26 protein-coding genes are annotated in these 22,257 nt (G+C 66.0%); 16 read left to right on the top strand and 10 right to left on the bottom strand.

The window, feature by feature from the left end; translation table 11 throughout:
* Positions 1-69 precede the first annotated feature (69 nt).
* The gene (locus ACQR13_RS15315; RefSeq protein WP_315749997.1) at positions 70-750 is read right to left on the bottom strand and encodes an SDR family oxidoreductase; all 681 of its coding nucleotides are present in this window, start codon (positions 748-750) and stop codon (positions 70-72) included.
* 71 nt (positions 751-821) lie between these two features.
* On the opposite strand from ACQR13_RS15315, the gene ACQR13_RS15310 reads away from it, so the two are divergent.
* Both ACQR13_RS15310 and ACQR13_RS15305 read left to right on the top strand, forming a co-directional pair.
* Complete coding sequence (locus ACQR13_RS15310; RefSeq protein WP_434840985.1) at positions 822-1,586, top strand: SGNH/GDSL hydrolase family protein; 765 nt, start codon at positions 822-824, stop codon at positions 1,584-1,586.
* A gap of 84 nt (positions 1,587-1,670) precedes the next feature.
* A complete protein-coding gene (locus tag ACQR13_RS15305) occupies positions 1,671-1,889 on the top strand; it encodes a hypothetical protein (RefSeq protein ID WP_012044361.1) in 219 nt (72 codons plus the stop codon).
* A 29-nt stretch (positions 1,890-1,918) separates the two neighbouring features.
* Here the strand turns inward: ACQR13_RS15305 and ACQR13_RS15300 are convergent, their stop codons facing one another.
* Positions 1,919-2,662, bottom strand: a complete 744-nt coding sequence (locus ACQR13_RS15300; RefSeq protein ID WP_315749999.1) for a tyrosine-protein phosphatase — start codon at positions 2,660-2,662, stop codon at positions 1,919-1,921.
* A 259-nt stretch (positions 2,663-2,921) separates the two neighbouring features.
* Positions 2,922-3,116: a DUF2735 domain-containing protein gene (locus ACQR13_RS15295; protein WP_316172343.1), complete on the bottom strand. Its 195-nt coding sequence runs from the start codon at positions 3,114-3,116 to the stop codon at positions 2,922-2,924.
* A gap of 543 nt (positions 3,117-3,659) precedes the next feature.
* Here ACQR13_RS15295 and ACQR13_RS15290 point away from each other — a divergent pair.
* From ACQR13_RS15290 to ACQR13_RS15280, 3 genes are all read left to right on the top strand, one after another.
* On the top strand, positions 3,660-4,694 hold the full coding sequence (locus tag ACQR13_RS15290) for a glutamine synthetase beta-grasp domain-containing protein (RefSeq protein ID WP_315712320.1): 1,035 nt from the start codon (positions 3,660-3,662) through the stop codon (positions 4,692-4,694).
* A gap of 188 nt (positions 4,695-4,882) precedes the next feature.
* Positions 4,883-5,341, top strand: coding sequence for a hypothetical protein (locus ACQR13_RS15285; protein WP_315751751.1), 459 nt, complete (start codon positions 4,883-4,885; stop codon positions 5,339-5,341).
* 104 nt (positions 5,342-5,445) lie between these two features.
* Positions 5,446-7,068, top strand: coding sequence for an ABC-F family ATP-binding cassette domain-containing protein (locus tag ACQR13_RS15280; protein WP_316170429.1), 1,623 nt, complete (start codon positions 5,446-5,448; stop codon positions 7,066-7,068).
* A 58-nt stretch (positions 7,069-7,126) separates the two neighbouring features.
* Here ACQR13_RS15280 and ACQR13_RS15275 read toward each other — a convergent pair whose 3' ends face one another.
* From ACQR13_RS15275 to ACQR13_RS15265, 3 genes are all read right to left on the bottom strand, one after another.
* Entirely contained in the window at positions 7,127-8,419 is a 1,293-nt protein-coding gene (locus ACQR13_RS15275; RefSeq protein WP_434862952.1) for a DUF3592 domain-containing protein, read from the bottom strand.
* Positions 8,420-8,540: 121 nt separating this feature from the next.
* On the bottom strand, positions 8,541-8,786 hold the full coding sequence (locus ACQR13_RS15270) for a hypothetical protein (protein WP_315712314.1): 246 nt from the start codon (positions 8,784-8,786) through the stop codon (positions 8,541-8,543).
* A 168-nt stretch (positions 8,787-8,954) separates the two neighbouring features.
* Positions 8,955-9,389, bottom strand: coding sequence for a DUF1810 domain-containing protein (locus ACQR13_RS15265; RefSeq protein WP_315751747.1), 435 nt, complete (start codon positions 9,387-9,389; stop codon positions 8,955-8,957).
* A 227-nt stretch (positions 9,390-9,616) separates the two neighbouring features.
* On the opposite strand from ACQR13_RS15265, the gene ACQR13_RS15260 reads away from it, so the two are divergent.
* Positions 9,617-10,660, top strand: a complete 1,044-nt coding sequence (locus tag ACQR13_RS15260; RefSeq protein WP_315712643.1) for a DUF2778 domain-containing protein — start codon at positions 9,617-9,619, stop codon at positions 10,658-10,660.
* 66 nt (positions 10,661-10,726) lie between these two features.
* Entirely contained in the window at positions 10,727-10,984 is a 258-nt protein-coding gene (locus tag ACQR13_RS15255; protein WP_315712312.1) for a hypothetical protein, read from the top strand.
* 1,396 nt (positions 10,985-12,380) lie between these two features.
* On the opposite strand, the gene ACQR13_RS15250 is transcribed toward ACQR13_RS15255, so the two are convergent.
* Positions 12,381-12,839: a hypothetical protein gene (locus ACQR13_RS15250; RefSeq protein ID WP_315751744.1), complete on the bottom strand. Its 459-nt coding sequence runs from the start codon at positions 12,837-12,839 to the stop codon at positions 12,381-12,383.
* Positions 12,840-13,202: 363 nt separating this feature from the next.
* On the opposite strand from ACQR13_RS15250, the gene ACQR13_RS15245 reads away from it, so the two are divergent.
* Positions 13,203-13,439, top strand: coding sequence for a hypothetical protein (locus tag ACQR13_RS15245; protein ID WP_315712310.1), 237 nt, complete (start codon positions 13,203-13,205; stop codon positions 13,437-13,439).
* A 128-nt stretch (positions 13,440-13,567) separates the two neighbouring features.
* A complete protein-coding gene (locus tag ACQR13_RS15240) occupies positions 13,568-14,158 on the top strand; it encodes an NADPH-dependent FMN reductase (protein WP_315826823.1) in 591 nt (196 codons plus the stop codon).
* A 69-nt stretch (positions 14,159-14,227) separates the two neighbouring features.
* Here ACQR13_RS15240 and ACQR13_RS15235 read toward each other — a convergent pair whose 3' ends face one another.
* Positions 14,228-14,476: a hypothetical protein gene (locus tag ACQR13_RS15235; protein ID WP_315712308.1), complete on the bottom strand. Its 249-nt coding sequence runs from the start codon at positions 14,474-14,476 to the stop codon at positions 14,228-14,230.
* 376 nt (positions 14,477-14,852) lie between these two features.
* Here ACQR13_RS15235 and ACQR13_RS15230 point away from each other — a divergent pair, with 376 nt between their 5' ends.
* From ACQR13_RS15230 to ACQR13_RS15215, 4 genes are all read left to right on the top strand, one after another.
* Positions 14,853-15,740 (top strand): LysR substrate-binding domain-containing protein, encoded by an 888-nt coding sequence (locus ACQR13_RS15230; RefSeq protein WP_315712307.1) that lies wholly within the window; start codon positions 14,853-14,855, stop codon positions 15,738-15,740.
* 120 nt (positions 15,741-15,860) lie between these two features.
* Positions 15,861-17,150, top strand: coding sequence for a 4-aminobutyrate--2-oxoglutarate transaminase (gene gabT / locus ACQR13_RS15225; RefSeq protein ID WP_316192638.1), 1,290 nt, complete (start codon positions 15,861-15,863; stop codon positions 17,148-17,150).
* 40 nt (positions 17,151-17,190) lie between these two features.
* Complete coding sequence (locus tag ACQR13_RS15220; protein WP_315751741.1) at positions 17,191-18,489, top strand: ArgE/DapE family deacylase; 1,299 nt, start codon at positions 17,191-17,193, stop codon at positions 18,487-18,489.
* Positions 18,486-19,412, top strand: coding sequence for a 2-hydroxyacid dehydrogenase (locus ACQR13_RS15215; protein WP_316164846.1), 927 nt, complete (start codon positions 18,486-18,488; stop codon positions 19,410-19,412). The genes ACQR13_RS15220 and ACQR13_RS15215 overlap by 4 nt, the downstream gene beginning before the upstream one ends.
* A gap of 13 nt (positions 19,413-19,425) precedes the next feature.
* Here the strand turns inward: ACQR13_RS15215 and ACQR13_RS15210 are convergent, their stop codons facing one another.
* Positions 19,426-19,815 carry a hypothetical protein gene (locus tag ACQR13_RS15210; RefSeq protein WP_434862951.1) on the bottom strand — a complete coding sequence of 130 codons (390 nt, stop codon included), beginning with the start codon at positions 19,813-19,815 and terminating at the stop codon, positions 19,426-19,428.
* Between the two features lie 145 nt (positions 19,816-19,960).
* Positions 19,961-20,194 (bottom strand): DUF6894 family protein, encoded by a 234-nt coding sequence (locus ACQR13_RS15205; RefSeq protein ID WP_315712301.1) that lies wholly within the window; start codon positions 20,192-20,194, stop codon positions 19,961-19,963.
* Positions 20,195-20,401: 207 nt separating this feature from the next.
* Here ACQR13_RS15205 and ACQR13_RS15200 point away from each other — a divergent pair, with 207 nt between their 5' ends.
* From ACQR13_RS15200 to ACQR13_RS15190, 3 genes are all read left to right on the top strand, one after another.
* A complete protein-coding gene (locus ACQR13_RS15200; protein WP_315712640.1) occupies positions 20,402-20,584 on the top strand; it encodes a hypothetical protein in 183 nt (60 codons plus the stop codon).
* A 221-nt stretch (positions 20,585-20,805) separates the two neighbouring features.
* Positions 20,806-21,690, top strand: coding sequence for a hypothetical protein (locus ACQR13_RS15195; protein ID WP_315712299.1), 885 nt, complete (start codon positions 20,806-20,808; stop codon positions 21,688-21,690).
* Positions 21,680-22,069, top strand: a complete 390-nt coding sequence (locus ACQR13_RS15190; protein ID WP_315751740.1) for a cytochrome C — start codon at positions 21,680-21,682, stop codon at positions 22,067-22,069. The genes ACQR13_RS15195 and ACQR13_RS15190 overlap by 11 nt, the downstream gene beginning before the upstream one ends.
* Positions 22,070-22,257 lie beyond the last annotated feature (188 nt).

The following is a 22,257-nucleotide window of genomic DNA, read 5'->3' as shown; positions in this document are numbered from 1 at the left end:
AGCGCGCGCGAGTCTAGCCCGCCGAGTCCGGTGATGTCAGCGCCAAGTCGGGGTGAACGGCTGGCTTCGCTACACCCGGCCGACAACCGGTAGCAGCGCGCCGGTCACGCCGCTCGCGGCGTCGCTGGCTAGAAACAGAATGACCTCCGCGAGTTCCTGCGGCGTCACCCATTTGTCGAAATCGGCCTTGGGCATGCTGGCGCGGTTGGCCGGCGTATCGATCGTCGACGGCAGGACGGCGTTGACGGTGATCTTGCCCTTCCATTCGGCCGCGAGTGCTTCCGTCAGGCGATGCACTCCCGACTTGGAGGCCGCATACGGGCCCATGCCGGCACTGGCCTGGAGCGCGCCCATGGCGCCGATGTTGACGATGCGGCCCGTGCTGGAGCGGACGAGATGCGGAATCGCCGCGCGCGATGCGTGCAGCGCGGTCATCAGGTTTCGCGCATGCATCGTCTCCCAGACGGAATCGTCGCCGTCGGCAGTCGTCTCGAACGCGAACGCGCCGGCGATGTTGATCAGCGCATCCAGAGTGCCGAAGTGGGCGGCGACGGAGTCGATCGCGACCTTTGCCTGCTCGGGGTCGGAGAGATCGACGCCTCCGAGCTCGATGCGGTCGTCACTCGCCGGGATTTCGGCCTGGGCATGATCGATCCCGGCCACATGCGCGCCCCGTGCGAGCGCGAGATCGGCCACGCTGCGTCCGAGCGCCCCTTGCGCACCCGTAATGACAATCACTGCTCCGTTCATTCCGTCCCTGGTCTCCGTTGACGCGCCCCACAGCGCCGCTCGTTATACTATGGCCCTGCCGATGAGTTGCAATGGCCGGGCGGCCGGGGCATGCAATTGCAATCAGAAAGCGTGGTTCGTCAGAGGTGACCATGACCGCGACAGGCTCTCTCGAATTTCCCGACGTTTCCACCGGTTTTCCTCGTCCGATCAGACGGTTCAGGCAGAGTCTGGATGCGCAGCGCAAGACCCGGATCGTGGCGCTTGGCTCATCTTCCACCGCCGGCACCAACGGAATTGTCGCTTTTCCGGCCCGGATCGAGCAGTCGCTGCGCAAGACCAATTTCGGCTGCCTGATCGACGTCCTCAATCGGGGTGTGGGCGGACAGGAATCCCCGGAGGAGCTCTCGCGTTTCGAATGCGACGTGATTGCGGAGCAGCCCTCGCTCGTCATCTGGCAGGTCGGCACCAACGCCGCCTACAGGCCCGAGGTCTACAGTCCCGATGACGTCGAGGCGGCGCTGCGCGTCGGCCTTCGATGGCTGGCGGGGCTGGCCATCGATGCCATCGTGATGGACCTGCAATATACGGCTGCCATCGTGACGGTGCCCAGCAGGCTGGCGCGTGCCGAGGACATTCAGCGTCGCATCGAGAAGGTCACGTCTGCGGCCGACGTCAATGTCTTCAGGCGCTGGAATCTGATGAAGAGCTGGCATGAGGCCGGCCAGATTCCGTTGTCGGCGCTCGACGACGGGCACGGCGACCGCTTGCATGTGAGCGAAGCCGCCACCGCGAAGATCAGCGACGTTTTGGCCAGCGCCATCATGACGGCGCCGGCGCGCTGGCCTGATCGATAAAATTAGCCGGACTTTCGTAAGTGGATTGCCAGCGCGGCCCGCTAGCCTGTCGCTATGCCGCTTGAGGGGCGTTGGAGCTTTGACATGATGAGACATCTGCCGGACCATGGTTTGCCGCTGGTACAGCTGAAGGAGCAGCGGCGGGATCTGGTGGTCGCCTTGCAGAACCGTGCAGGTCCGGTGACCGGCTGGGAATTGATGCAGATCGCGGCGGTTCAACAGGCGATTTCCGCATTCGAGGAGGTGATTGCCGATCTCGACGCGATGGAAGCCGCCGAGACAGCCGATATCGAAGCGGCCTGATCGCTCAAGCGTATTCGGGCCGCCCAGGCTCACAGCGTGAGATAGCGCTCCTGTAGCGTCTTCCGTGCCGCGCCGTCGATGCCGAGACCGTCGCGCAGGTAGGTGTCGACGTCGCCGAAATCATCACGCATGGCGTCGAACGCAGCTGCCAGGAACGAGGCCTGGACTGTCCCGATCGTCTGGACGACATCAGCGGGAAGATCCGGGTGAGCTGCAGTCTCGCGACGATAGAGCTGGTTCGTGAGCAGGTAATCTTCCAAGATGGCGTCATCCGGAACCTCGAGCGCGTGCAAGACCAGCGCGCAGGCCACACCGGTGCGATCCTTGCCGGCCGTGCAATGGATCACCAACGGGGCGTCCTCATTGAGAACATGCTGGAATAGCGCGCGGAAGCGCGGCGTGTAGCTGCGGACGTAGTTGCGGTAGGACTCGCGCATCAGCTCCAAGGCATGGTCGGTTGTGAGCTGTCCTCGTGTCGCCAGAGCCCGCAGCGCCGGCACCACGCTCGGCTCGATCGGCACGGAATGCACGGTGATCTCGGCGATGGTGCAGAGACCGGCAGCGCGCTCGTTGCGACCGCGGAAATCGAACGCCGTCCGAACGCCAAGCTCCCGCAGGACCGCGACGTCGGGCTCGGTCAGCTGTCCGAGATGGTTCGACCGAAACAGCTGCCGCCATCGCACGTGCCGGCCGTCCCTGCTGGGATATCCGCCGAGATCTCTGAAATTGCTGGCACCGTGAAGGCCGAGATGGCGGAGCGGATGGGCAGACATCAACCCATTCTAGGGGATGCGGGCTTCGATGTGAAACGCCGTTTCATCGACGCGACGCGTATGCGTAGCCTTCGACAGGATAGGGAAGACCATGAAACGGGTCACGACGGCGGCCTGTTTGACCCCGGCACGTCGAGCCCGCCGGCGGCCGTCAGCAGCGGCGAGAGACATGCAGACAGCGGCGCAAGAAAAAAGGGCCGGAACCTTGTCGGTCCGACCCTTCAGCAAAGGCGTGCTGGCGTCACGGTACAGTCTGACATCAGCGGTCCCACACCGGCTTGGCTTCCTGAATCGCCTCGTCATGATACCAGCTCGCGCTGTAGATCGTCGGCTGGATCGACGGCGCGATCGGCCGCTCAGGCGGCGATCCGGATTGGCGAGGTGCAAGACCCGCTCGCCCTCCGCGCGGAAATTGGTAGATCCTTGCGGATCCCTCGTCCACATTGGTGCCCATTCCTCATTCTCCTTCCATCGGCCACACATCAGGTTGCGCCCGACTCGTTCCGTTGTGGTTACCAGCGTCGATATCAGTGCTGCCCGGAGGGAATGCAACATGATCAAAACGAAATCACATGTTGCGCGTTTTGCAGGCATTTCTGCATGTGCTCCCCCAGCAGCAATGTTCATCTGACCAACACTTGGGCTGGACCAAAGGTTGCGGACAGAGCTCCAACTCTTTTCGAAAATGTCCCGTAACTGCTGACGGCTTGTTCGGCCTCTCTTGCGCGTCGCCGCAAATGCCAAGGAATCAAGCGGGTTTTCGACAAGCTCTCCGCTCCGCCATGCGCTCCGTGCAATCCCGGTCGCGCTGCTTTGCCGCACCCCTGACGTGCAAAACCGGCCGGCAGCTCGGCCCCGATCGGTCTTCGTCCATGCGACGGGACGTCGCGGGACTTGGCACATTCCATGCTTAAGAGTGCGCTGGCCGATCGTGGCCGGGTAAGCGGGGAGCCTTCGATTGCTGGGCTCCCACCTTTCGATAAGACAGAGAGGCTCAATGACGAAATACAAGCTCGAGTACATCTGGCTCGACGGCTACAAGCCGGTGCCGAATTTGCGCGGCAAGACACAGATCAAGGAATTTTCCTCTTTTCCGACCCTGGAACAGCTGCCTCTTTGGGGCTTCGACGGCTCGTCGACGATGCAGGCCGAAGGCCATAGCTCCGACTGCGTGTTGAAGCCGGTCGCCGTGTATCCCGACGCCGCCCGCACCAACGGTGTGCTGGTGATGTGCGAAGTGATGATGCCGGACGGCAAGACCCCGCATCCGTCGAACGCCCGCGCCACCATCCTGGACGATCCAGACGCGTGGTTCGGCTTCGAGCAGGAGTACTTCTTCTACAAGGACGGCCGTCCGCTCGGCTTCCCGGAATACGGCTATCCGGCGCCGCAGGGCCCGTACTACACGGGCGTCGGCTTCAAGAACGTCGGCGACGTCGCCCGCAAGATCGTCGAAGAGCATCTCGACCTCTGCCTCGCGGCCGGCATCAACCACGAAGGCATCAACGCCGAGGTGGCGAAGGGCCAGTGGGAATTCCAGGTGTTCGGCAAGGGCTCGCGCACGGCTGCTGACCAGATGTGGATGGCCCGCTACCTGATGCTGCGCCTGACCGAAAAGTATGGCATCGACATCGAGTTCCACTGCAAGCCGCTCGGCGACACCGACTGGAACGGCTCGGGCATGCACTGCAACTTCTCGACCAAGTACATGCGCGAAGTCGGCGGCAAGGAGTATTTCGAGAAGCTGATGGACGCCTTCAAGGAAGCTCGCGCCGACCACATCGCCGTGTATGGTCCGGACAACCACATGCGCCTGACCGGCAAGCACGAGACCGCTTCGATCGACACCTTCAGCTGGGGTGTGGCCGACCGTGGCGCCTCGATCCGGGTGCCGCATTCCTTCGTGAACAATGCCTACAAGGGCTATCTGGAGGACCGCCGTCCGAACTCCCAGGGCGACCCCTACCAGATCGCGTCTCAGGTCCTGAAGACGATCGCGATGGTTCCGACCGGCGCGAAAGCCGCAGCCTAAGACGCCGACCACAATACCCCGGGGCCGGGGGCTGATATGATGATCCGCCGGAGCAGCCGCTTCGGCGGATCATTCGTTTGGCGGGCTCGAACGATCGGAGGCCGACTCGGCCTTGATCAATCGCAAGTCCGGTTTCGATCGCAGCGGTATGTCTTTCCGTAGCGGTTTGTTTGGAAGCGGGGCATGGAATGAGCTATCGCAAGTGGGTTTCAGGCGTTCTGATCGCCTGTTCGGCCATCTCCCTGGCTGCAGGGCAGTCGCAGTCCAGTGCAGAACAATATCTGCCGCGGCTCGGCGACATCATGAATCTGATTCAGGTCAGACACGCGAAGCTCTGGTTCGCGGGACAGTCCAAGAATTGGGATCTCGCGTCCTATGAGCTCGCCCAGTTGAGGCAGAGCCTGACCGACGCCGCGGTCTTCTATTCGGGCCTGCCGGTGAACAATGTCACCACGCTCGGCCAGCCGATCCAGTCGATCTCGGACGCCATCGCCGCCAAGGATGGCAAGCGTTTCGCTTCCGCCGTGACCGAGCTGACGTCGGGATGCAACGCATGCCACGCGACCATGGATCGGGGCTACGTCGCGATCCGCATTCCGACCGACAAGCCGTTCGGCAACCAGGATTTTCGGCCTCCAGGCCGCTGACCGGCGCGGGGCGGACGGTGCGGGGAGGGCGCCCAAATTGCGCCTTCCACCGGCGCCGCGCATCGACTAAGAGCGGCGGCAACCTGTCCACCGCCTGAGCCCTCATGATCCGCCTCGATAACGTCAGCAAGCAAGTCGGCCACCAGATTCTCTTCATCGAAGCCTCCGCCGCGCTCCAGCGCGGCGAAAAGATCGGCTTGGTCGGCCCCAACGGGGCCGGCAAGACGACGCTGTTCCGGATGATCTCAGGCCGCGAGCAGCCCGACGAGGGGCAGGTCTCGATCGATCGCGGCGTCTCGATCGGTTATTTCAACCAGGATGTCGGTGAGATGTCCGGCCGCAGCGCGGTGGCGGAGGTGGTGGACGGCGCCGGGCCGGTGTCGTCGGTCGCCGCCGAGCTCAAGGAGCTCGAGGCCGCCATGGCCGATCCGGACCGCGCCGACGAGATGGACGACATCATCGCGCGCTATGGCGAGGTGCTGGCGCGGTTCGAGGAGCTCGACGGCTACGCGCTCGACAGCCGCGCCCGCGAGGCGCTGGCCGGCCTCGGCTTCTCCGAGGAGATGATGGACAAGGACGTCGGCCTGTTGTCCGGCGGCTGGAAGATGCGCGTCGCGCTGGCGCGCATCCTCCTGATGCGTCCCGACGTGATGCTGCTCGACGAGCCGTCCAACCATCTCGATCTCGAGAGCCTGATCTGGCTGGAGCATTTCCTCAAGGGCTATGAGGGCGCGCTGCTGATGACCTCGCACGACCGCGAATTCATCAACCGCATCATCAACAAGGTGATCGAGATCGACGCCGGCCAGCTCACGACCTATTCCGGCGACTACGATTTCTATGAGCAGCAGCGGGCGTTGAACGAGAAGCAGCAGCAGGCGCAATATGAGCGCCAGCAGGCGATGCTCGCCAAGGAGATCAAGTTCATCGAGCGTTTCAAGGCGCGGGCCTCGCACGCGGCGCAGGTGCAGAGCCGGGTCAAGAAGCTCGACAAGATCGAGCGGGTCGAGCCGCCGAAGCGGCGCCAGACCGTGGCGTTCGACTTTCTGCCCGCGCCGCGCTCGGGCGAGGATGTGGTAGCGCTGAAGAGCGTGTCCAAGAGCTACGGCAGCCGCCGCATCTACGACGGGCTGGACTTCATGATCCGGCGCCGCGAGCGCTGGTGCGTGATGGGCGTCAATGGCGCTGGCAAGTCGACCCTGTTGAAGCTCGTCGCCGGTAGCGCGGAGCCCGATGACGGTTCGGTGACGATCGGCGGCAGCGTCAAGATGGGCTACTTCGCGCAGCATGCGATGGACCTGCTGGACGGCGACGAGACCGTGTTCGAGTCGCTCGAGCATTCGTTCCCGCAAGCCGGTCAAGGCTCGTTGCGGGCACTGGCGGGCTGCTTCGGCTTCTCCGGCGACGACGTCGAGAAAAGATGCCGGGTGCTGTCGGGGGGCGAGAAGGCGCGGCTCGTGATGGCGAAGATGCTCTACGATCCGCCGAACTTCCTGGTGCTGGACGAGCCGACCAACCATCTGGACATGGCGACCAAGGAGATGCTGATCGCGGCCCTGTCGAACTTCGAGGGCACCATGCTGTTCGTCTCGCACGATCGCCATTTCCTCGCCGCGCTCTCCAACCGCGTGCTCGAGCTGACTCCCGACGGCCTCCATCAGTATGGCGGCGGCTATACCGAGTATGTCGCCCGCAGCGGCCACGAAGCGCCGGGCCTGCGCAGCTGACGACGCGGCCATACTCGTCGCTCGTGCTCTGCTTGCGCCTTGTTCGCATCATCCCCGGCTAGCTCATCTGGACGTGGGTGAAGACGAACAGGAACAGCGCGCCGATCGCGATCAGGAAGATGCCGGCCCAGAGCGGCGCCGCCACGCCGCTCTTGTTTGTGGGATCGAGCACGGCCGTCTCGGGTTGTCGCGGATCGTAGTAGACGGTGACGTCGGTGTTGACCGGGTATTTGGCGACGACGGCTTCAGCGCTCGGCCTGTCGGAATGCAGCGCGGTCCAGCCCCAGTTCCAATGCGTGCTGTGGAAAGAGCGACCATCCACCGTGTAGCTGTATTCGATCGTGACCCGGAAGCGCTCCTCTTCCGTTTCTCGTCCGCGATCGTCCTCACGTCGTGTGATCTCCATCGTCACGCCGGAGCGCGTGATGCGTCCCGGCGTAGTCGGCCAGGAGCGGCTCGCCAGGCGCTCCTGCCGCAGCTTCCAGTAGGAGGCGAGTGCGACGGCTCCGAAGCCGAACAGGGCGAACGGCATCAGGAAGGCGAACAGCGGCACGCCAGCCTCGGTCGTGAGCACCTTGCCGGCGAGCGAATGCGCCACCAACACGGCGGTCACGGCCGACAGCACGACGAACAGCGCCACAAGCGCCGCCGTGCCGCTGGCATTGGTAGGCTCGAGCACCGATTGCGAGGGGCGTTTCGGATCATAATAAACGCGGACCTTCGCGCCTTGCGGATATTTGCCGGTGAGCTCGTCGGCTTGCAGGCGCGTGACGCGGCTCGGGCTGCCGAAACGGATGCGGCGACCTTCGTAGCTCTTGCCCAACACCTCGTAGCGGTAGCGGATGTCAGGCTTGGCATCGGTGTCATCTGCCGACCGATGCGTCGCCGCGACAGACACCGCCGAGGCCACGATCTCCCCCTCGACGACCGGCCAGGCGCGGCCGCCGCTGGTCTTCTTGCGCTGAAGCCAGAGTCCGTAGCCGGAATTGAGGGCGAGAAAGCCGAAGATGCCGGCGGCGACACGGGTCCAGAGCAGGGCGGATGCGGTGAGCATGTTGATCTCGCATGGGCCCGCCAGGGCGGGCGACATGCAGTGGTGTCCTGCGGGTTTCCCTCGGTTCAACAGTGTGCCGGTCCTCCTCAGCTCTCCACCATCTCGCCCATCGAGTTCTTCGACGGTCCGCAGGGCCCGCTGAGCGATTACGTCCAAGTTGAAGCCAATCCGGCCTACGCCCTGCATGCGGGCATCCCGAACGTGATCGGGAAGAAAGTCCGCGAGATGGTGCCGGCCGAGGGCTGGGTCGAGCTCTATGGCGGCGTGCTGCGCCCTGCTGACCAAGCCGTTCGACATCGAGGCGCTCGCCGCCCGCGTCGTCGCTTGCCGATACGCTTCGCGCTGATGGAGCCCGCTGGCATGGCCTTGCCCCGCCAAGCATCATGGCGGGGCGCCAGTGTCGTCAGCCGCCAGCGCGTCAGCCGCCGGCCTCGCACTTCTTCATGAAGCTGGTCTTGGCCGCGCCGGCGAGCTTCTTGCCGTCGGAGCCGACCGCCTTGGTTTCGCAGGTCTCGGCCATGCACTTCTTCATGAACGAGGTCTTGGCGGCGCCGGCCAGCGCCTTGCCGTCCTTGCCCACGGCCTTGGTCTCACAGCTGTCTTGGGCGAAGGCAGATCCGGCGGCGAAGGTCGCGAGCGCGGCAATCAGGAAAAACTTCTTCATGAGTGTGTCTCCTTGGGACAAACAACGCGGCGGATGGGACCCGCAAATCTTGGCGCGATCAAGTTTCCTTTTCGGGCTTGGCACCCGAAATCCGGCCGCAGGGCAGAGTTGGTTCATTACCGTGTCAGCCCTATGAGGCCGAGATGCGCATCTGCGGTAACCGTGTGCTCATGCGGTGCTGTGCTGCAGAAACGCGAGCGTCGCCGGGTCGCGCGCACCGTCGCAATAGCGATCGAGCGCCTGCGCGAAGATCCCGTTCGGGCTGATCGAATCGAACAGCGTCATGCATGAGCGGAATTTGGCATCGTCCGGAACACCCAGAATGTCGCGCAGCGACTTGCCCTGCACCGCGAGCACCAGTCGGGTGCATTCGACGAGCCGCGGGCCGAGCAGGGGATGCGCCAGATAGGCCTCGGCCTCGGCGCGGGAGCGGATCGCGTAGCGCTGCGCCATGGCGGACCTGCCGAGCCCCTCGACCTGGGGAAAGATGAACCACATCCAGTGGCTTTGCTTGGCACCGGCCGCAAGTTCGGCGGTCACGCGCGAATAAATCGAATCCTGTGCGTCGGCAAATCGGCCGAGATCATCCCATTCGGCGTTCATACATTCCTCCAACCGGCTGATTCATCGATATAATCGGCTTTCTGGGACGGTCGCGGCGCAGCCCGTGCGAGGCTTGGGCGTCGGCTCACGCCGGATCACTCCGGGCTGGCGTTTGTCTAGATTATGCCGCACTCTTGCCATCCTATGTCATGACGGGTCGAATCGTACCCCTTGGGGTCGGTCACCTTTCCCGGGTGGTCCGAAAAGGGGGGTATATCGGGGACGTGATGGCTTCCAGTGAAGCAAGCGTAGACGTTCTGTTGTCGCAAGGCCGCTTCGGGCGCTCCGAAGCGATCGCACTCGTGCTTGCAGCACTTGCGGTCGCAGCGGGCGCGGCCGCATGGGTCGGAGCCAACAGCGATGAGACGTCGCTTGCGAGCGCGGCGATTCCGGCCGCCGCCGCGCCGTCCATGACCTTCGAAACACGTTTCGCGCCGGCCTCCGCCTCGGCCACGGCCTATTCGGAAAAAGACGCGGTTCGCGCGCTCGATCGTTTCGCCCTTCGCGGCGCGATCGACCGCCAATTGCTCGATGCCCGGGCCGCGCTGGTGAAGGGCATGGAAGCGCGTGATCCGGGCGCTCGCGACCCCAGCAACAGCGATTGGCGGCCGATGTTGACGGAGGGCAATACCGTCACGATGCCTGCACCGGGCGTGCCGCTGCCGCGCCCGCGCCCGTCCGTCGCCAACCTGCCGACCAGCCTGGTTTCGGCCAGTGCGCCTGAAGCGGTCGGACGCGTCGACGATCGCTCCATCCTGCAGAAGCTGTCCGACCTGTTGCCGAGCCCGACCAAGTTCGCCTCGCTCGGTCCGGATAGCGGCATCGTCCGATCCGGGATCGATCTCGGTGCGCTCGGCTATGACAAGACCGCCGTGTACGACATCAAGGCCAAGATGGTGTATCTGCCGTCCGGCATCGGGCTCGAGGCCCATTCCGGCATGGGCAGCCTGCGCGACGACCCCGAACACGTCAATCAGCGCATGGTTGGCGCGACTCCGCCCGCCACCTATGACCTGAAGCCGCGCGAAAAGCCGTTTCACGGCGTTCGCGCCCTGCGCATGAACGTGGTGGAAGGATCGACCCTCGGCCGGAGCGGATTGCTGACCCACCCCTATATGCTGGGTCCGGAGGGTGATTCGAACGGCTGCGTCTCGATCAAGAATTACGATCGCTTCCTGAAGGCGTATGATGACGGCGAGTTCAACCGACTCGTTGTCGTCGTCGGGCTCGAGGCTGGCACCCCGACGCGGACCGCGCAAAAGACCGAGTGACGTTTTGTTGCTGGGCCTCGGCGCGACCTCGGCGGTGACGCCCGTCGCATCCTCCGGAAGGTCCCCATGATTGATCCCGCAAACTCGGAAACGCGTCTGCGTACTACCTTCAACATCAAGGTGAACGGCAAGCCGGTCGTGATTTCGACGGTCGGGCAGGCCCATCAGTTCCTCACCAGCCTCAACGCAGTCGAGTGGATGGAGTTCAAGTCGCTGCACGACCAGGCCATGGCCGCGCTGCAGGCCGCGGCCGACAACGCCATCATGACAGTGCAGGCCACCAACGCCGTGCGCACGCTGTTCGTGAGCGCGAAGCTGTTGTGAGATTGGATCATCCCCCAGGGCACCCGCGGCCTCTGGCTCGTGTTGATGCCTGCTTTACATTCGGTGTCATCGCCCGGCTTGCCGCCTCCGCTAAAGCTGCGGCGCGCCTTGGCGCTCGTTGCCGCGTCGAAGCCCATCGGGCGAAGACGGGACCGGGCGACCCAGTACGCCGCCGCAATCGTCATTGATCGAGAGGCCGCGGCGTAGTGGATGTCCCGCCGGAGCCTGTCCTCGGGCTCGCCGAAGGCGAGACCCGGGGGCGGGGCATGACGGCGGTGGGTGGCGCCACGGTCTCTCAACATCGTCATGCCGGGGCGCGCGCATGCGCGAGCCCGGCATCCATAACCACGAGCGGGCGTGTCGGGCAGGTGTGTCGCTCCAGCGCGCTCCATCAGTTCTGCTGCAGCGTATGGATTCCGGGCTCGCGCTCCGCGCGCCCCGGAATGACACCGAGCGATTTGAAGCACCGTCCTGCGAAGTCTCATTCACGCACGCCCTCGCGTTCTCGCCGCGCTGATGCACCCGAGTGATCCATCCGTCTTGCCCTCCGCACAGCAGAGGGCGCGGGGAATGCCGGGATGCTGGCCGCAACCCATGGCCCGCCTGCAGAAAAAAAGCAGGCGGCAGTCACCACAGGTTCAGCCGGGCAACCGGCATTCCCCGCGCGATGATCTTAACGGCTGCTTCGCGCGCTCCCCGGTGCGCCGGGCGTTCTGGTCACCGTGCACGACAACGCGCTTTGGGCGCGCCACCGTGGGGGCATCGGCGTCGGGATGCCAGGACCACGCGACTTGACCGTACGCGACGTCAGCGTTCGTCGGCGCAAAGATGCGCTGCGCTGCCATCGCGTCCACCGCTCCTCCCGCTCCACGTCCGTGACGACCGCGAACCGCCCCTCCTGCGAGCGGGAGATGGCGCGACAAAAGCACTGAATTAGATTTAGGAAAAGCAGAATATTTTTGGCGGCGGGACTGGACAGGCCAAATCAGCTTGATGGGCCTGCGGAAAATCGTTTCCGCGCGCACCGCCGTTGCTGCCGATTCAGGCCCTGGAGGTGACGCCGCGAGATGGAAATGCGCCTTGATTTGCCCGACGGGCAGATGGTCGCTTCGTTCCGATGATCGTTGTTCGACCGAGAGCCGCGGGGCTAACATGTTTGTTAGTCGCCCGGCGCACGCTGATCGCGCGAGGAAGCGACGACAGGCCGAAGCACGCTCGATCCGCGCCACGCGAAACGACCGGGGATGGTCTTCGCCTGCATGCCGCGATGCACGCGCTGGGCCGTCCAACATCATTGCACGGGAATGGATCGGCGAGGCCCAGGCCGGGCTGCCGCTGGAGCTGTTCTACGAAGGCGGCGAGTGACTCTCGCTGATGCTGCGGCGCGGCCGCAGCGTCAGTCGGCCATCTCGGCGGCGTCGAGCGCGATCTCCTCGCGCTCGGCCTTCTCGGCCGTCGGAGCGTTGGCGGTCTCGGCCGTTTCGAAATCGTCCTCGGCGATCTCCTGGACAGGAGCCTCCTGGACCTCGGCCGTCTCGACCTGCTCGGCGGCGAGTTCGGCGGCCACGACGGCCTCCGGCCCGGCGTCGTCATTGGCCGGCGTCGAGAACAGGTTGGGGGCGGGAATGGTGGTGGGCACCACCGGCCGCTGCTTGGCCTTGTACCAGGACGAAAATTTCTGCGAGATGCCAGCTTCGAACTCGGCGAGCGGCATGCTGTTGCCGTCCTCGTCGGTGATGACGACCTGCCAGCCTTCCGCCTCCATCACCTGTGCGTTGGCGAGAACGATGAGGGCGCTTTCGCGCTGCTTGCGGATTGTCTGCTGCTCCCGCTCAGCCACCATCGTGTACGCCATGAACCTGACTCCCACACCTGAACTCGGGACACGTGATGGTCCGAAGCACCATCAGGACGCCGCCACTACGCCGTGAGAGTGTGAGCGCGGCTGGGCCGGATTGCGTTCGCCTAATGACAATTTGGCGGCGTCTCACGGGTTCCGGCAGCGCAAAAGGAGTCGAAGATGCAACAGGCCGCAAAATTGTGGTGCAGGAACGAGAGCGCTTGTTGAAGGCGCGCCGCGACGTGTCATCATTTGATTCTGCGGCGGCAACTGCTTCGCGACATCAGCGAAAGCAGCGGGTGAACCGGACAAACAGCGGGCGAATTGGGGACGGCGATGCGAACTCATCTGTTCAGGATGCGGAATTGGAATGTGGCGATGGCAGGGCTTGCGCTGGCGATGGTCGCCAGCCCGCGCGCGGGCCATGCCTTCACGGAGGACGACCAGCGGCGGCTGTGCACGGGCGACGTGTTCCGGCTGTGCTCGTCGGAGATTCCCGATCGCGACCGCATCATTGCCTGCATGATGAAGCAGCGCGCCAGCCTCAGCGACGGCTGCCGCAGCGTGTTCGGCCGGCCATCCGAGCGCTCCGCTTCGGCCACGGTGACGCGCTGAGCCTGCCTCGTCTCGTTTCTGCAACCACGCGCCGCCGGTCCATCGATCTGCGGCGTGACCATAATGACCTCCATGACATGACGGCGTGGTAGTCTGGCGCGGATCGTCCGGCCAGGAGTTGACCCGCCATGAGCTTCCGCATCCTCGTCCTCTACGGCTCCTATCGCTCCGACCGGATGGGCATCCGGCTCGCGCAATTCGTCGTGGACGGGTTGCGCGCCAAGGACCAGGACGTCGAGCTGATCGACGCCAAGGCGGTCGGCCTGCCGATGCTCGACCGCATGTACAAGGAATATCCGCCCGGCCAGGCGCCAGCGGCCATGGCCGAGCTTGCGGCCAAGATCCGTGCCGCCGACGGCTTCGTGTTCGTCACTGGCGAATATAACTGGGGCATGCAGCCGGGACTGAAGAACCTCACCGACCACTTTCTCGAGGAATGGTTCTGGCGTCCGGCGGCGATCGCGAGCTATTCCGCCGGCCGGCTCTCCGGGGCCCGGGCCGCCACGGCGTGGCACGGCACGTTGTCGGAGATGGGCATGGTGGTGGTGTCGAGCACGCTTGCCGTCGGCCCGATCGGTCAGGCGCTGTCCGCCGACGGCAGGCCGACCGGCGATTCCGGCCAGTCGCTGGAACGCGCGTTTCCGCGTTTTGCCGACGATCTCTTGTGGTGGGTCGAGGCGGGCAGGGAGCAGCGGGCGCGCCGGGCGCCACCTTACTGAGCGCGGGCATCAGTGCAGGCCGGAGCGCAAGCGCTCCGGCTCTTGCGCCACGTCCGCGAACCAGATCCGCTAACGTTGTTCGGCGCTGCCGGTCCCGTTGGTGACCGCGCGCTGACGCGCCGGGGCGCTTGCGCCCTGGCCCTGACATGGCCGCTCCATCCAGGTTCCGTCGGGGGCCTGCTGGTAGGCGCGGCACGGCAGGGACGACGTGGTCTGATCATCCGGCTTGGGCGTCTGGGAGCTTTTCGCCAGTGCGGGGGCGGCCGTCGCGACGAGGGCTGCCAGCGAACCGACGTAGATCATTTGGCTGATCCGCATCTTGGGGGTTCTCCTGCTCGAAGCACTCTCGATTCAAAGTCGAATTGTGGAAACTTTTAGGCAAATGGCGCCTGCCATGGCGGGAGGCTTAAGGATCGTTTGCGACGTGGCCTGCCTCGTTAAGACGTCCGCGGAGCTCCCGGCCGCGCGCGTGGCTTTCTCTGGGCTGGCGTTGCGCCAATGCTGACGCTAAGAGCGGCGTGACGCGCGCAAGCGCCCTCGTGACCGCGATGCGGCGCTCCGCCCGGAACGCCTTGTGCGGACAACGGACGCCGCCATGGCAGCCGGCGCTCCGACATCAGCCGCGCGATCACGGATCGCGGCGGTTCCGCTTCAGGGCGGGAGGGAGATCGCGCAGGCTGAGAACTGTGCGAGCATGACGAGACCCCGATTGCCCTCCCTGATCGCGCTGCGTGCCTTCGAGGCCGTCGGCCGCAAGGGCAGCGTGCGCGCCGCCGGCGACGAGCTCGCGGTCAGCCACACCGTGGTCTCGCGCCATCTGCAAAATCTGCAGCGCAGTCTGGGCGTGGCGCTGGTGCGGGCGGAGGGGCGGGGCCTCGCGCTGACCGAGGCCGGACGTCAGTTTCATGCCGAGGTCAGCCAGGCCTTCGACATCATCGCCCGCGCGACAATCTCGGTGCGGCCCGTGGCGCGTCCGACCCTGAACATCTGGTGCATTCCGGGCCTCGCCAATCGCCGCCTGCTGGCGCGGCTGCCCGAGCTGAGCGGCCCGCCGCGCAACTGGGACATCAATCTGCAGCCGACGCTGGCGCACCCCGATTTGCAGCGCGGCGAAGCGGATGCGGAGATCGTCTATGCCGAAGCGGTCGACCGGAGCGGCGGCCTGGTCGCTGAGGAGCTGGTGCGCCCACGCGTATTCCCGGTCGCAAGCCCGGCCTATCTGGCAAGGTTTCCGGCGATCGCGACACTCCCGGGCCTCGCCAGGGCCTCGCTGATCCACGAGGAATCCACCGCGCAATGGGAGCAATGGTTCGAGCTGGCGGGGTATCGGGAGCCGGTCACGTTGCGCGGTCAGCGGCTGTGGCACGCGCATCTCGCCATCGAAGCCGCCCGCTTCGGCCAGGGCGTCGCGCTCGCCAACGAGGTGTTGGTCGCCGATGATCTGCGCAGCGGTGCGCTGGTCGAGGTGATCCCCTCGGCACTCCACATGGGAGCCTATCAGCTCGTCGCGCTGCGGGAGCGCTGGGACGAGCCCGCGATCGTCGCGCTGCGGGCTTGGCTGAAGAATGTGCTCGCCGCGTAGCTGCGCGCTCGTCCCGCTGGGTCCGGTGCATTGCAGGCACCTGTCGTCGGGAACAAGCTGATTGATCGCGACGGCTCTCGGCGTAGCCTGCGGCTCGATTTTCCCACGAGGAGTTGAGCCATGGTTGCGAATTCGGCTGCGAACGAAGACCTGCTGGCGCGACGACACGAGGCCGTCGTCCGGGGCGTGAGCTATGCGACGCCGTTGTTTGCTGACCGCGCCCTCAACAGCGAGGTGTGGGACGTCGAGGGCAAGCGCTATGTCGACTTTGCCGGCGGCATCGCGGTGCTCAACACCGGCCACTGCCATCCGCATGTCGTTGCCGCGATCCGGGCGCAGCTCGACCGCTTCACCCACACCTGCTTCCAGGTGCTGCAATACGAGCCGTATGTGCGGCTGAGCGAGCGGCTCAACGCGCTGGCGCCGATTTCGGGGCCGGCCAAGTCGATCCTGCTGACGACCGGCGCGGAGGCGACCGAGAACGCCATCAAGATCGCGCGCGCGGCCACGGGGCGCAGCGGCATCATCGCCTTCACCGGCGCGTTCCACGGCCGCACCGCGCTCGCCAATGCGATGACCGGCAAGGTGATGCCGTACAAGAAGCATTTCGGGCCGCCGCTGCCAGGCGTCTGGCACGCGCCGTTCCCGATCTCCGGCAGCAACGTGACGGTCGAGGATACGCTGTCCTACATCAACTTCATCTTCAAGGCCGACATCGACGCCTCGCAGGTCGCGGCCATCATCATCGAGCCGGTGCAGGGCGAGGGCGGCTTCCACCAGGCGCCGCCGGACCTGATGCGCGGCCTGCGCCGCATCTGCGACAGCAATGGCATCGTGCTGATCGCCGACGAGGTGCAGACCGGCTTCGGCCGAACCGGCAAGATGTTCGCGATGGAGCACTACGACGTGCAGCCGGACCTGATCTGCGTCGCCAAGAGTCTCGCCGGCGGCATGCCGCTGTCCGGCGTGATCGGACGTGCCGCAATCATGGACGCCGCGGAGCCGGGCGGCCTCGGCGGCACCTATGGCGGCAATCCGCTGGCCTGCGCGGCGGCGCTCGCCGTGCTCGACGTGTTCGAGCAGGAGAAGCTGCTCGACCGCGCCAATGCGATCGGCGAGCGGCTGCGCGCGGCGATCGAGCGCTTCTCGCGCGCCAACAACCTGGTTCCGGTTTCCGGGCCGCGCGGTCCTGGCGCGATGGTTGCATTCGATATCCTGAAGCAGCGCGGCAGCGACGAGCCGGATTCCGAAATGACCAAGCGCGTGACCCGCGTGGCGCACGAGAACGGACTGATCCTGTTGTCCTGCGGCGTCACCGCGAGCACCATCCGCATCCTGGTGCCGCTGACCGCGTCCGACGAGATCGTGGACGAAGGGCTCGCGATCCTGGAGAAGTGCCTGGCCGCCTGACGCGTGGCCGAGGTGAACTGGAAGGCTGGAGGTTTGAGACGTGACCGACGCTGCGGCGGCTGTGCCGAATGACGTGATGGAGCGGCTCGCCGCCGCTGTCGATGCCAACTTCGCCAAGCAGGTCGCCTTCCTGCAGCAACTCGTCCAGTTCCGCAGCCTGCGTGGCGAGGAGGCGCCGGCGCAGGACTGGCTGGCTCGCGAGTTCGCGACCCGCGGCTATCAGGTCGACCGCTTCAGCCTCGAGGATGTCGACCTGATGCGCCATCCCAAGGCGGCGCCGATGGACAGCATCGCGCTCGACGGCTCGCAGCAGGTGGTGGCGACGCTCGACGGCGCGGGCAAGGGCCGCAGCCTGATCCTGCAGGGCCACATCGACGTCGTGCCGGAAGGGCCGACCGATCTCTGGGACGATCCACCCTATGAGGGGATCGTGCGCGACGGCTGGATGATCGGCCGCGGCGCGCAGGACATGAAGGCCGGCGTCTCCGCGATGATCTTCGCGCTCGACGCGATCAAGGCCGCCGGCTTCGTGCCGGACGGACGCATTCACCTGGAGACCGTGACCGAGGAGGAGAGCACCGGCAACGGCGCGCTCTCGACCTTGATGCGCGGCTACACGGCGGATGCCTGCCTGATCCCGGAGCCGACCGGCCACACGCTGACCCGCGCGCAGGTCGGCGCCATCTGGTTCCGGCTGCGCGTCCGCGGCACGCCGGTCCACGTTGCCTATGCCGAGACCGGCACCAATGCGATCCTCTCGGCGATGCATCTGATCCGCGCCTTCCAGGAGCACACGAAAGAGATCAACGCGCGTGCCAAGTCGAACGCCTGGTTCGCTGCGGTCAAGGATCCGATCAAGTTCAACGTCGGCATCATCAAGGGCGGCGACTGGGCGAGCTCGACGCCGGCCTGGTGCGACCTCGATTGCCGGCTGGGCGTGCTGCCGGGCGAGACGCCGGCGCAGGCCATGGCCGGCATCGAGCAGTGTCTCGCGAAGGCGCAGGCCGCAGACAGCTTCCTGTCGGAGAATCCGGTCGAGCTGGTGTGGAGCGGCTTCCAGGCCGATCCTGCGGTGTGCGAGCCCGGCAGCGCCGCCGAGGCGGCGCTGGCCGAGGTACATGCACGGGTATTCGAGAAGCCGCTCGACGTGCGGCTCTCTACGGCGGTCAACGACACCCGCTACTATCAGGTCGACTATGGCATCCCGGCGCTGTGCTACGGGCCCTATGGCATCGGTCCGCACGCGTTCGACGAGCGTGTCGATCTCGACAGCGTGCGCAAGACCACGCTGTCGATCGCGATGTTCGTCGCGCAATGGTGCGGACTGCGGCCGGCATGATCACGGTCGCGCTCCTCAGCCGTCCCGGACTGATGGATCCGATGCAGGCGCTGCTCGCGCGCGAGCTGCCGGGCGTGACCGTCGCGTCATGGCCGGAGTCGGCGGCACGCGACGCCGACCTTGCCGTGTGCTGGAAGCCGGAGCCCGGCGCGCTGGCGGCGATGCCGAAGCTGAAGCTGATCCATTCGATCGCAGCGGGCGTCGACAACATCCTGTCCGATCCGACCGTGCCGGACGTGCCGCTGTGCCGGATCGTCGATCCCGATATCTCCGCGGCCATGACCGAGTTCGTGCTGTGGGGGACGCTGTATTTCCACCGCGATTTCGATCGCGTCGTCAGCAATGCGCGCAACGGCGTGTGGCGGCGTTACGAGCAGCGCGCCGCGAAGGACCGCCGGGTCGGCATTCTCGGTCTCGGCGAGCTCGGCTTTGCGGCGGCGATCCGTCTCGTCGAGCTGGGGTTCGCGGTGAGCGCGTGGTCGCGCTCGCCCAAGGCGCTCGCCGGTGTGCGGACCTATGGCGGCGCCGATGCGCTCGACGCCTTCCTCGGCGAGACGGAGATCCTGATCTGCTTGCTGCCGCTGACGGCCTCGACCGCGGGCCTGCTCGATGCCGGGCGCCTGGGCCGGCTGCCCAAGGGCGCCGCGCTGATCCTGTGCAGCCGCGGCGAGCACCTGGTGACGGAGGATCTGGTCGCGCTGCTTCGCAGCGGCCATCTGCGCGGCGCGGTGCTCGATGTCTTCGCGCATGAGCCGTTGCCCGCGGACCATGCGCTGTGGCGCGAGCCGGGCGTGCTGGTGACGCCGCACATGGCGGCGATCGCCTCCTGGGAGGTGATCGCGCAGCAGGTCGCGGAGAATGCGCGGCGGTTGCTGCGCGGAGAGACGTTGCGGAACGTCGTCGATCGCGCCCGCGGCTACTGATTTACCAGCGTGTCTACTCGAGTGTCTGCACCGGCGGCGCGACCGGGCCGCGCGGCGCCGGCGGAGCGACAGCGACGGTCCGTGCAGGCGGGGGTGCGCTGCGCGGCGCGGCCTGCGGCTGCTGCTGCTGCTGAGACTCGGTCATCGCAGCCTGGCTGTCCCTGACCGGACGCCGAACCTGCTGCGACCGGGCTGCACGCGAGCGGCGGAAGCCCCAGGAGCGCGCGATCGAAGGACCTGCGGTATAGCCGACGACGGCGCCGGCAACGGCCCCGACCGGTCCAAATACGACGGCGCCCGACAAGGCGCCCAGTGCGGCATCGCCGCCGCGGTGCTCGTCGGCCATCGCCGCCGATGCCGTCAATGTCAGCGCCAAGGCCGCGGCCGTCAGCAGTCTGGTCATGAGATGTCCCCTCCGTCGCAACAGCGCCGAAATGGCGGACAAATGTGGCGAGAAGAATGCGAGGAGCGGAACTTGTAAGGAAGCCGGTAACCCTAATGCGGACACAATGTCTCAGCGCCGGGGAGGGCGCAGTTCGCAGCTCCGTTCAATGCATCGGGCCGAGCACCGACGTGAATGGCATGGCGATGATTTCCTCGCCGAGATCGTCGGAAATGTGCAGCACCCAGTCGCGCCAATCCTCCTCGCTCTCGGACGAGATCAGCGACTGCATGACGCGCTCGGCGTGATCACAGGCCTCGGCGAGATCGATGACCGCGGTTCCACGCCGATCGACGAGGAACTCATCGGGATTGGAGCAGTGGAAGAAGACCTGCGTCATGTCCGTCTCCTCAATCGCCCTCCGGCGAATCTCAGTCAGAAGTAACAGCGTGGCGGCGCGCGCGAAATCGGATTGATCACGTAAGGTAAATTACGGGGCGCAGTCTGGGCCGGTGGAACCGGACGTGCAGTGATCCAGCTCACGGAACGCATCGGCGCAGAGGAAGTTGTCGCGAACCATTCGATCCGGCGACAGGAGCTCGACATGATGTCTGAAGTCCAGATCCACGCGATCGCCCGGCAGATGCTCGAGATGCACGGCGCCTCGGCCGTCGCGCAGGCTGCGCAGAAGGCGCAGCAATGCGAAGCCAGTGGCGAGGCCGAGGAGGCCCGCGAATGGCGCCACATCGCGGACGCCATGAGGATGATGCGCGGTCCGCATCAGAGCTGACATCGGATTCCATTTTACCGAATATCGCCGCGCGGTCCGTCGGATCCGCCGACTCTGCTCCGCACCAGCCGGCGGTGGATACGTTCCGTCAAGGGAACGTGTGCCGCATCTCATCCTGGTTTCCGACCCATTTTCCACGCAAGAATCGGGCAACATGATTCGGCAGTGGATTCGCCGCTGACCAACGTTGCCGGCGCGCCCGCCGTCCAGGGATTATTGCCATGGTCTTCTTCAAGCGTGAGCTGAGCCCCGTCGAGATCTTCGAGCGTGCGCTGAAGGACAAGCAGGCCGCGCGGCAGCGGCTGACGGACCGTCTCCGCGTGGCCGAGGCGGCGCTGGACGAGAAGCGCGTCGTCGCGGAGCGGCTTGCCAAAGCCGGCGCCAGCAACGGGCAGCTCGATCGTGCCGAATCCAAGATGCAGGCCGTCGAGCAGAAGGCCAAGGCGCTGCGCGCATCCGTCGCCGAGTGCGACGAGCAGATCATCCTGGCGGAGCGCGCCTTCGCCGACGCGGTGGCGCAGCGCGACCGCGACCGCGCCGCCAACGACATCGAGGCCGTCGCCACCGCCATCGAGCAGGCGGTTCCTCGCTTCGAAATCGGTGCGGCGGCGCTCGTCGATGCGGTCACGCGCGGCCGCGCGGCGCTGAGCGAGGCCAGCCGTTTCGCGTCCGATGTCGACGACATCCGCCGCGAGGTGCTCTCCGCCGCGGAGCTGATCTGCTGGGAGCTGCGCGCCGCCGCAAGCCGCACGCGGGCCGGCAACATCAACGTGGCCCTGCTGGCGCCGCCCGAGACGCGGCAACTGCCGGCGCCCGAGACCGACCGTCAGATGATCTATACGCTGAGCCCGCTGACCTGGCGCGAGGGCGAGGAGGTGAAGCGCGTCGCCGCGTTCACCATGACGGCGCTGCCCAAGGCCCTGCTGCCGCTGGCGCTGGCGCATCAGCACGTCGACTATCTCAACGCGCGCCGGGTCCAGACGCTGATGCACGTCCATGGCGGCGGACAGCAGCAGAGCGAGCCGATGCCCGACGATCCGGCGCTGGTCGATCTCGATGCGCTGGGTGCGCAGGCCGAGGAAAGCCCGCAGGCTGATGTCGCCTGAGCGCGTCCACGCGCGCAGGCGCGCCGGAGCGCGGCTGAGGCTTGTTGGATCGGCCGTGCTGCTGCTGATTGTCATCAGCGGTGCACGGGCGGAAAATCTCGATGCCGGCAAATCCGGTGCGCGGCTGTTTGCGGACAGCTGCGCCACCTGTCATCGCTCGGCACGTGGGCTCGCCAAGGGGCGCTTTCGCCTGACGCTCTATCTGTTCCTGCAGAAGCACTACACCAGCAGCGACGACGCCGCGTCGGCCTTGAGCACCTATCTGCAGTCGGTCGATGCGCCGGCAGCCGCGCCGGCCCGCCGTCCCCCTTCGCGGCGCCCGGCCCATCGTGGTGAGACACGACCGCCGCGGCCGCCGCTGCCGGTGCGGGGACGTTAGCGATCGCGCTGCACGTCGCGCTCCGCCTCTCTCGTCACGTGAGGTGAACGGGCCGCGGCGATCGAATTTGAGCTGCTCAGGTGCAGCCGCTCGGCCCGCAGTTTTCCGGTGTGTGCCCGTCCGGGTGTGGCCGATATCCTCGACCTGGGCTATGCTCGTCGGCCAAGGTGCTCGACGCCCCCGGGAGG

This window comes from Bradyrhizobium sp. HKCCYLRH3059 (assembly GCF_051168035.1).
GTDB lineage: Bacteria > Pseudomonadota > Alphaproteobacteria > Rhizobiales > Xanthobacteraceae > Bradyrhizobium.
This window is presented reverse-complemented; position numbering and strand designations above follow the sequence as displayed.

Coding starts and splice junctions, on each gene's coding strand:
- ACQR13_RS15315 (WP_315749997.1), bottom strand. CDS start 750: ATGAACGGAGCAGTGATTGTCATTACGGGTGCGCAAGGGGCGCTCGGA.
- ACQR13_RS15310 (WP_434840985.1), top strand. CDS start 822: ATGGCCGGGCGGCCGGGGCATGCAATTGCAATCAGAAAGCGTGGTTCG.
- ACQR13_RS15305 (WP_012044361.1), top strand. CDS start 1,671: ATGATGAGACATCTGCCGGACCATGGTTTGCCGCTGGTACAGCTGAAG.
- ACQR13_RS15300 (WP_315749999.1), bottom strand. CDS start 2,662: ATGTCTGCCCATCCGCTCCGCCATCTCGGCCTTCACGGTGCCAGCAAT.
- ACQR13_RS15295 (WP_316172343.1), bottom strand. CDS start 3,116: ATGGGCACCAATGTGGACGAGGGATCCGCAAGGATCTACCAATTTCCG.
- ACQR13_RS15290 (WP_315712320.1), top strand. CDS start 3,660: ATGACGAAATACAAGCTCGAGTACATCTGGCTCGACGGCTACAAGCCG.
- ACQR13_RS15285 (WP_315751751.1), top strand. CDS start 4,883: ATGAGCTATCGCAAGTGGGTTTCAGGCGTTCTGATCGCCTGTTCGGCC.
- ACQR13_RS15280 (WP_316170429.1), top strand. CDS start 5,446: ATGATCCGCCTCGATAACGTCAGCAAGCAAGTCGGCCACCAGATTCTC.
- ACQR13_RS15275 (WP_434862952.1), bottom strand. CDS start 8,419: ATGTCGAACGGCTTGGTCAGCAGGGCGCAGCACGCCGCCATAGAGCTC.
- ACQR13_RS15270 (WP_315712314.1), bottom strand. CDS start 8,786: ATGAAGAAGTTTTTCCTGATTGCCGCGCTCGCGACCTTCGCCGCCGGA.
- ACQR13_RS15265 (WP_315751747.1), bottom strand. CDS start 9,389: ATGAACGCCGAATGGGATGATCTCGGCCGATTTGCCGACGCACAGGAT.
- ACQR13_RS15260 (WP_315712643.1), top strand. CDS start 9,617: ATGGCTTCCAGTGAAGCAAGCGTAGACGTTCTGTTGTCGCAAGGCCGC.
- ACQR13_RS15255 (WP_315712312.1), top strand. CDS start 10,727: ATGATTGATCCCGCAAACTCGGAAACGCGTCTGCGTACTACCTTCAAC.
- ACQR13_RS15250 (WP_315751744.1), bottom strand. CDS start 12,839: ATGGCGTACACGATGGTGGCTGAGCGGGAGCAGCAGACAATCCGCAAG.
- ACQR13_RS15245 (WP_315712310.1), top strand. CDS start 13,203: ATGGCAGGGCTTGCGCTGGCGATGGTCGCCAGCCCGCGCGCGGGCCAT.
- ACQR13_RS15240 (WP_315826823.1), top strand. CDS start 13,568: ATGAGCTTCCGCATCCTCGTCCTCTACGGCTCCTATCGCTCCGACCGG.
- ACQR13_RS15235 (WP_315712308.1), bottom strand. CDS start 14,476: ATGCGGATCAGCCAAATGATCTACGTCGGTTCGCTGGCAGCCCTCGTC.
- ACQR13_RS15230 (WP_315712307.1), top strand. CDS start 14,853: ATGACGAGACCCCGATTGCCCTCCCTGATCGCGCTGCGTGCCTTCGAG.
- gabT (WP_316192638.1), top strand. CDS start 15,861: ATGGTTGCGAATTCGGCTGCGAACGAAGACCTGCTGGCGCGACGACAC.
- ACQR13_RS15215 (WP_316164846.1), top strand. CDS start 18,486: ATGATCACGGTCGCGCTCCTCAGCCGTCCCGGACTGATGGATCCGATG.
- ACQR13_RS15210 (WP_434862951.1), bottom strand. CDS start 19,815: ATGACCAGACTGCTGACGGCCGCGGCCTTGGCGCTGACATTGACGGCA.
- ACQR13_RS15205 (WP_315712301.1), bottom strand. CDS start 20,194: ATGACGCAGGTCTTCTTCCACTGCTCCAATCCCGATGAGTTCCTCGTC.
- ACQR13_RS15200 (WP_315712640.1), top strand. CDS start 20,402: ATGTCTGAAGTCCAGATCCACGCGATCGCCCGGCAGATGCTCGAGATG.
- ACQR13_RS15195 (WP_315712299.1), top strand. CDS start 20,806: ATGGTCTTCTTCAAGCGTGAGCTGAGCCCCGTCGAGATCTTCGAGCGT.
- ACQR13_RS15190 (WP_315751740.1), top strand. CDS start 21,680: ATGTCGCCTGAGCGCGTCCACGCGCGCAGGCGCGCCGGAGCGCGGCTG.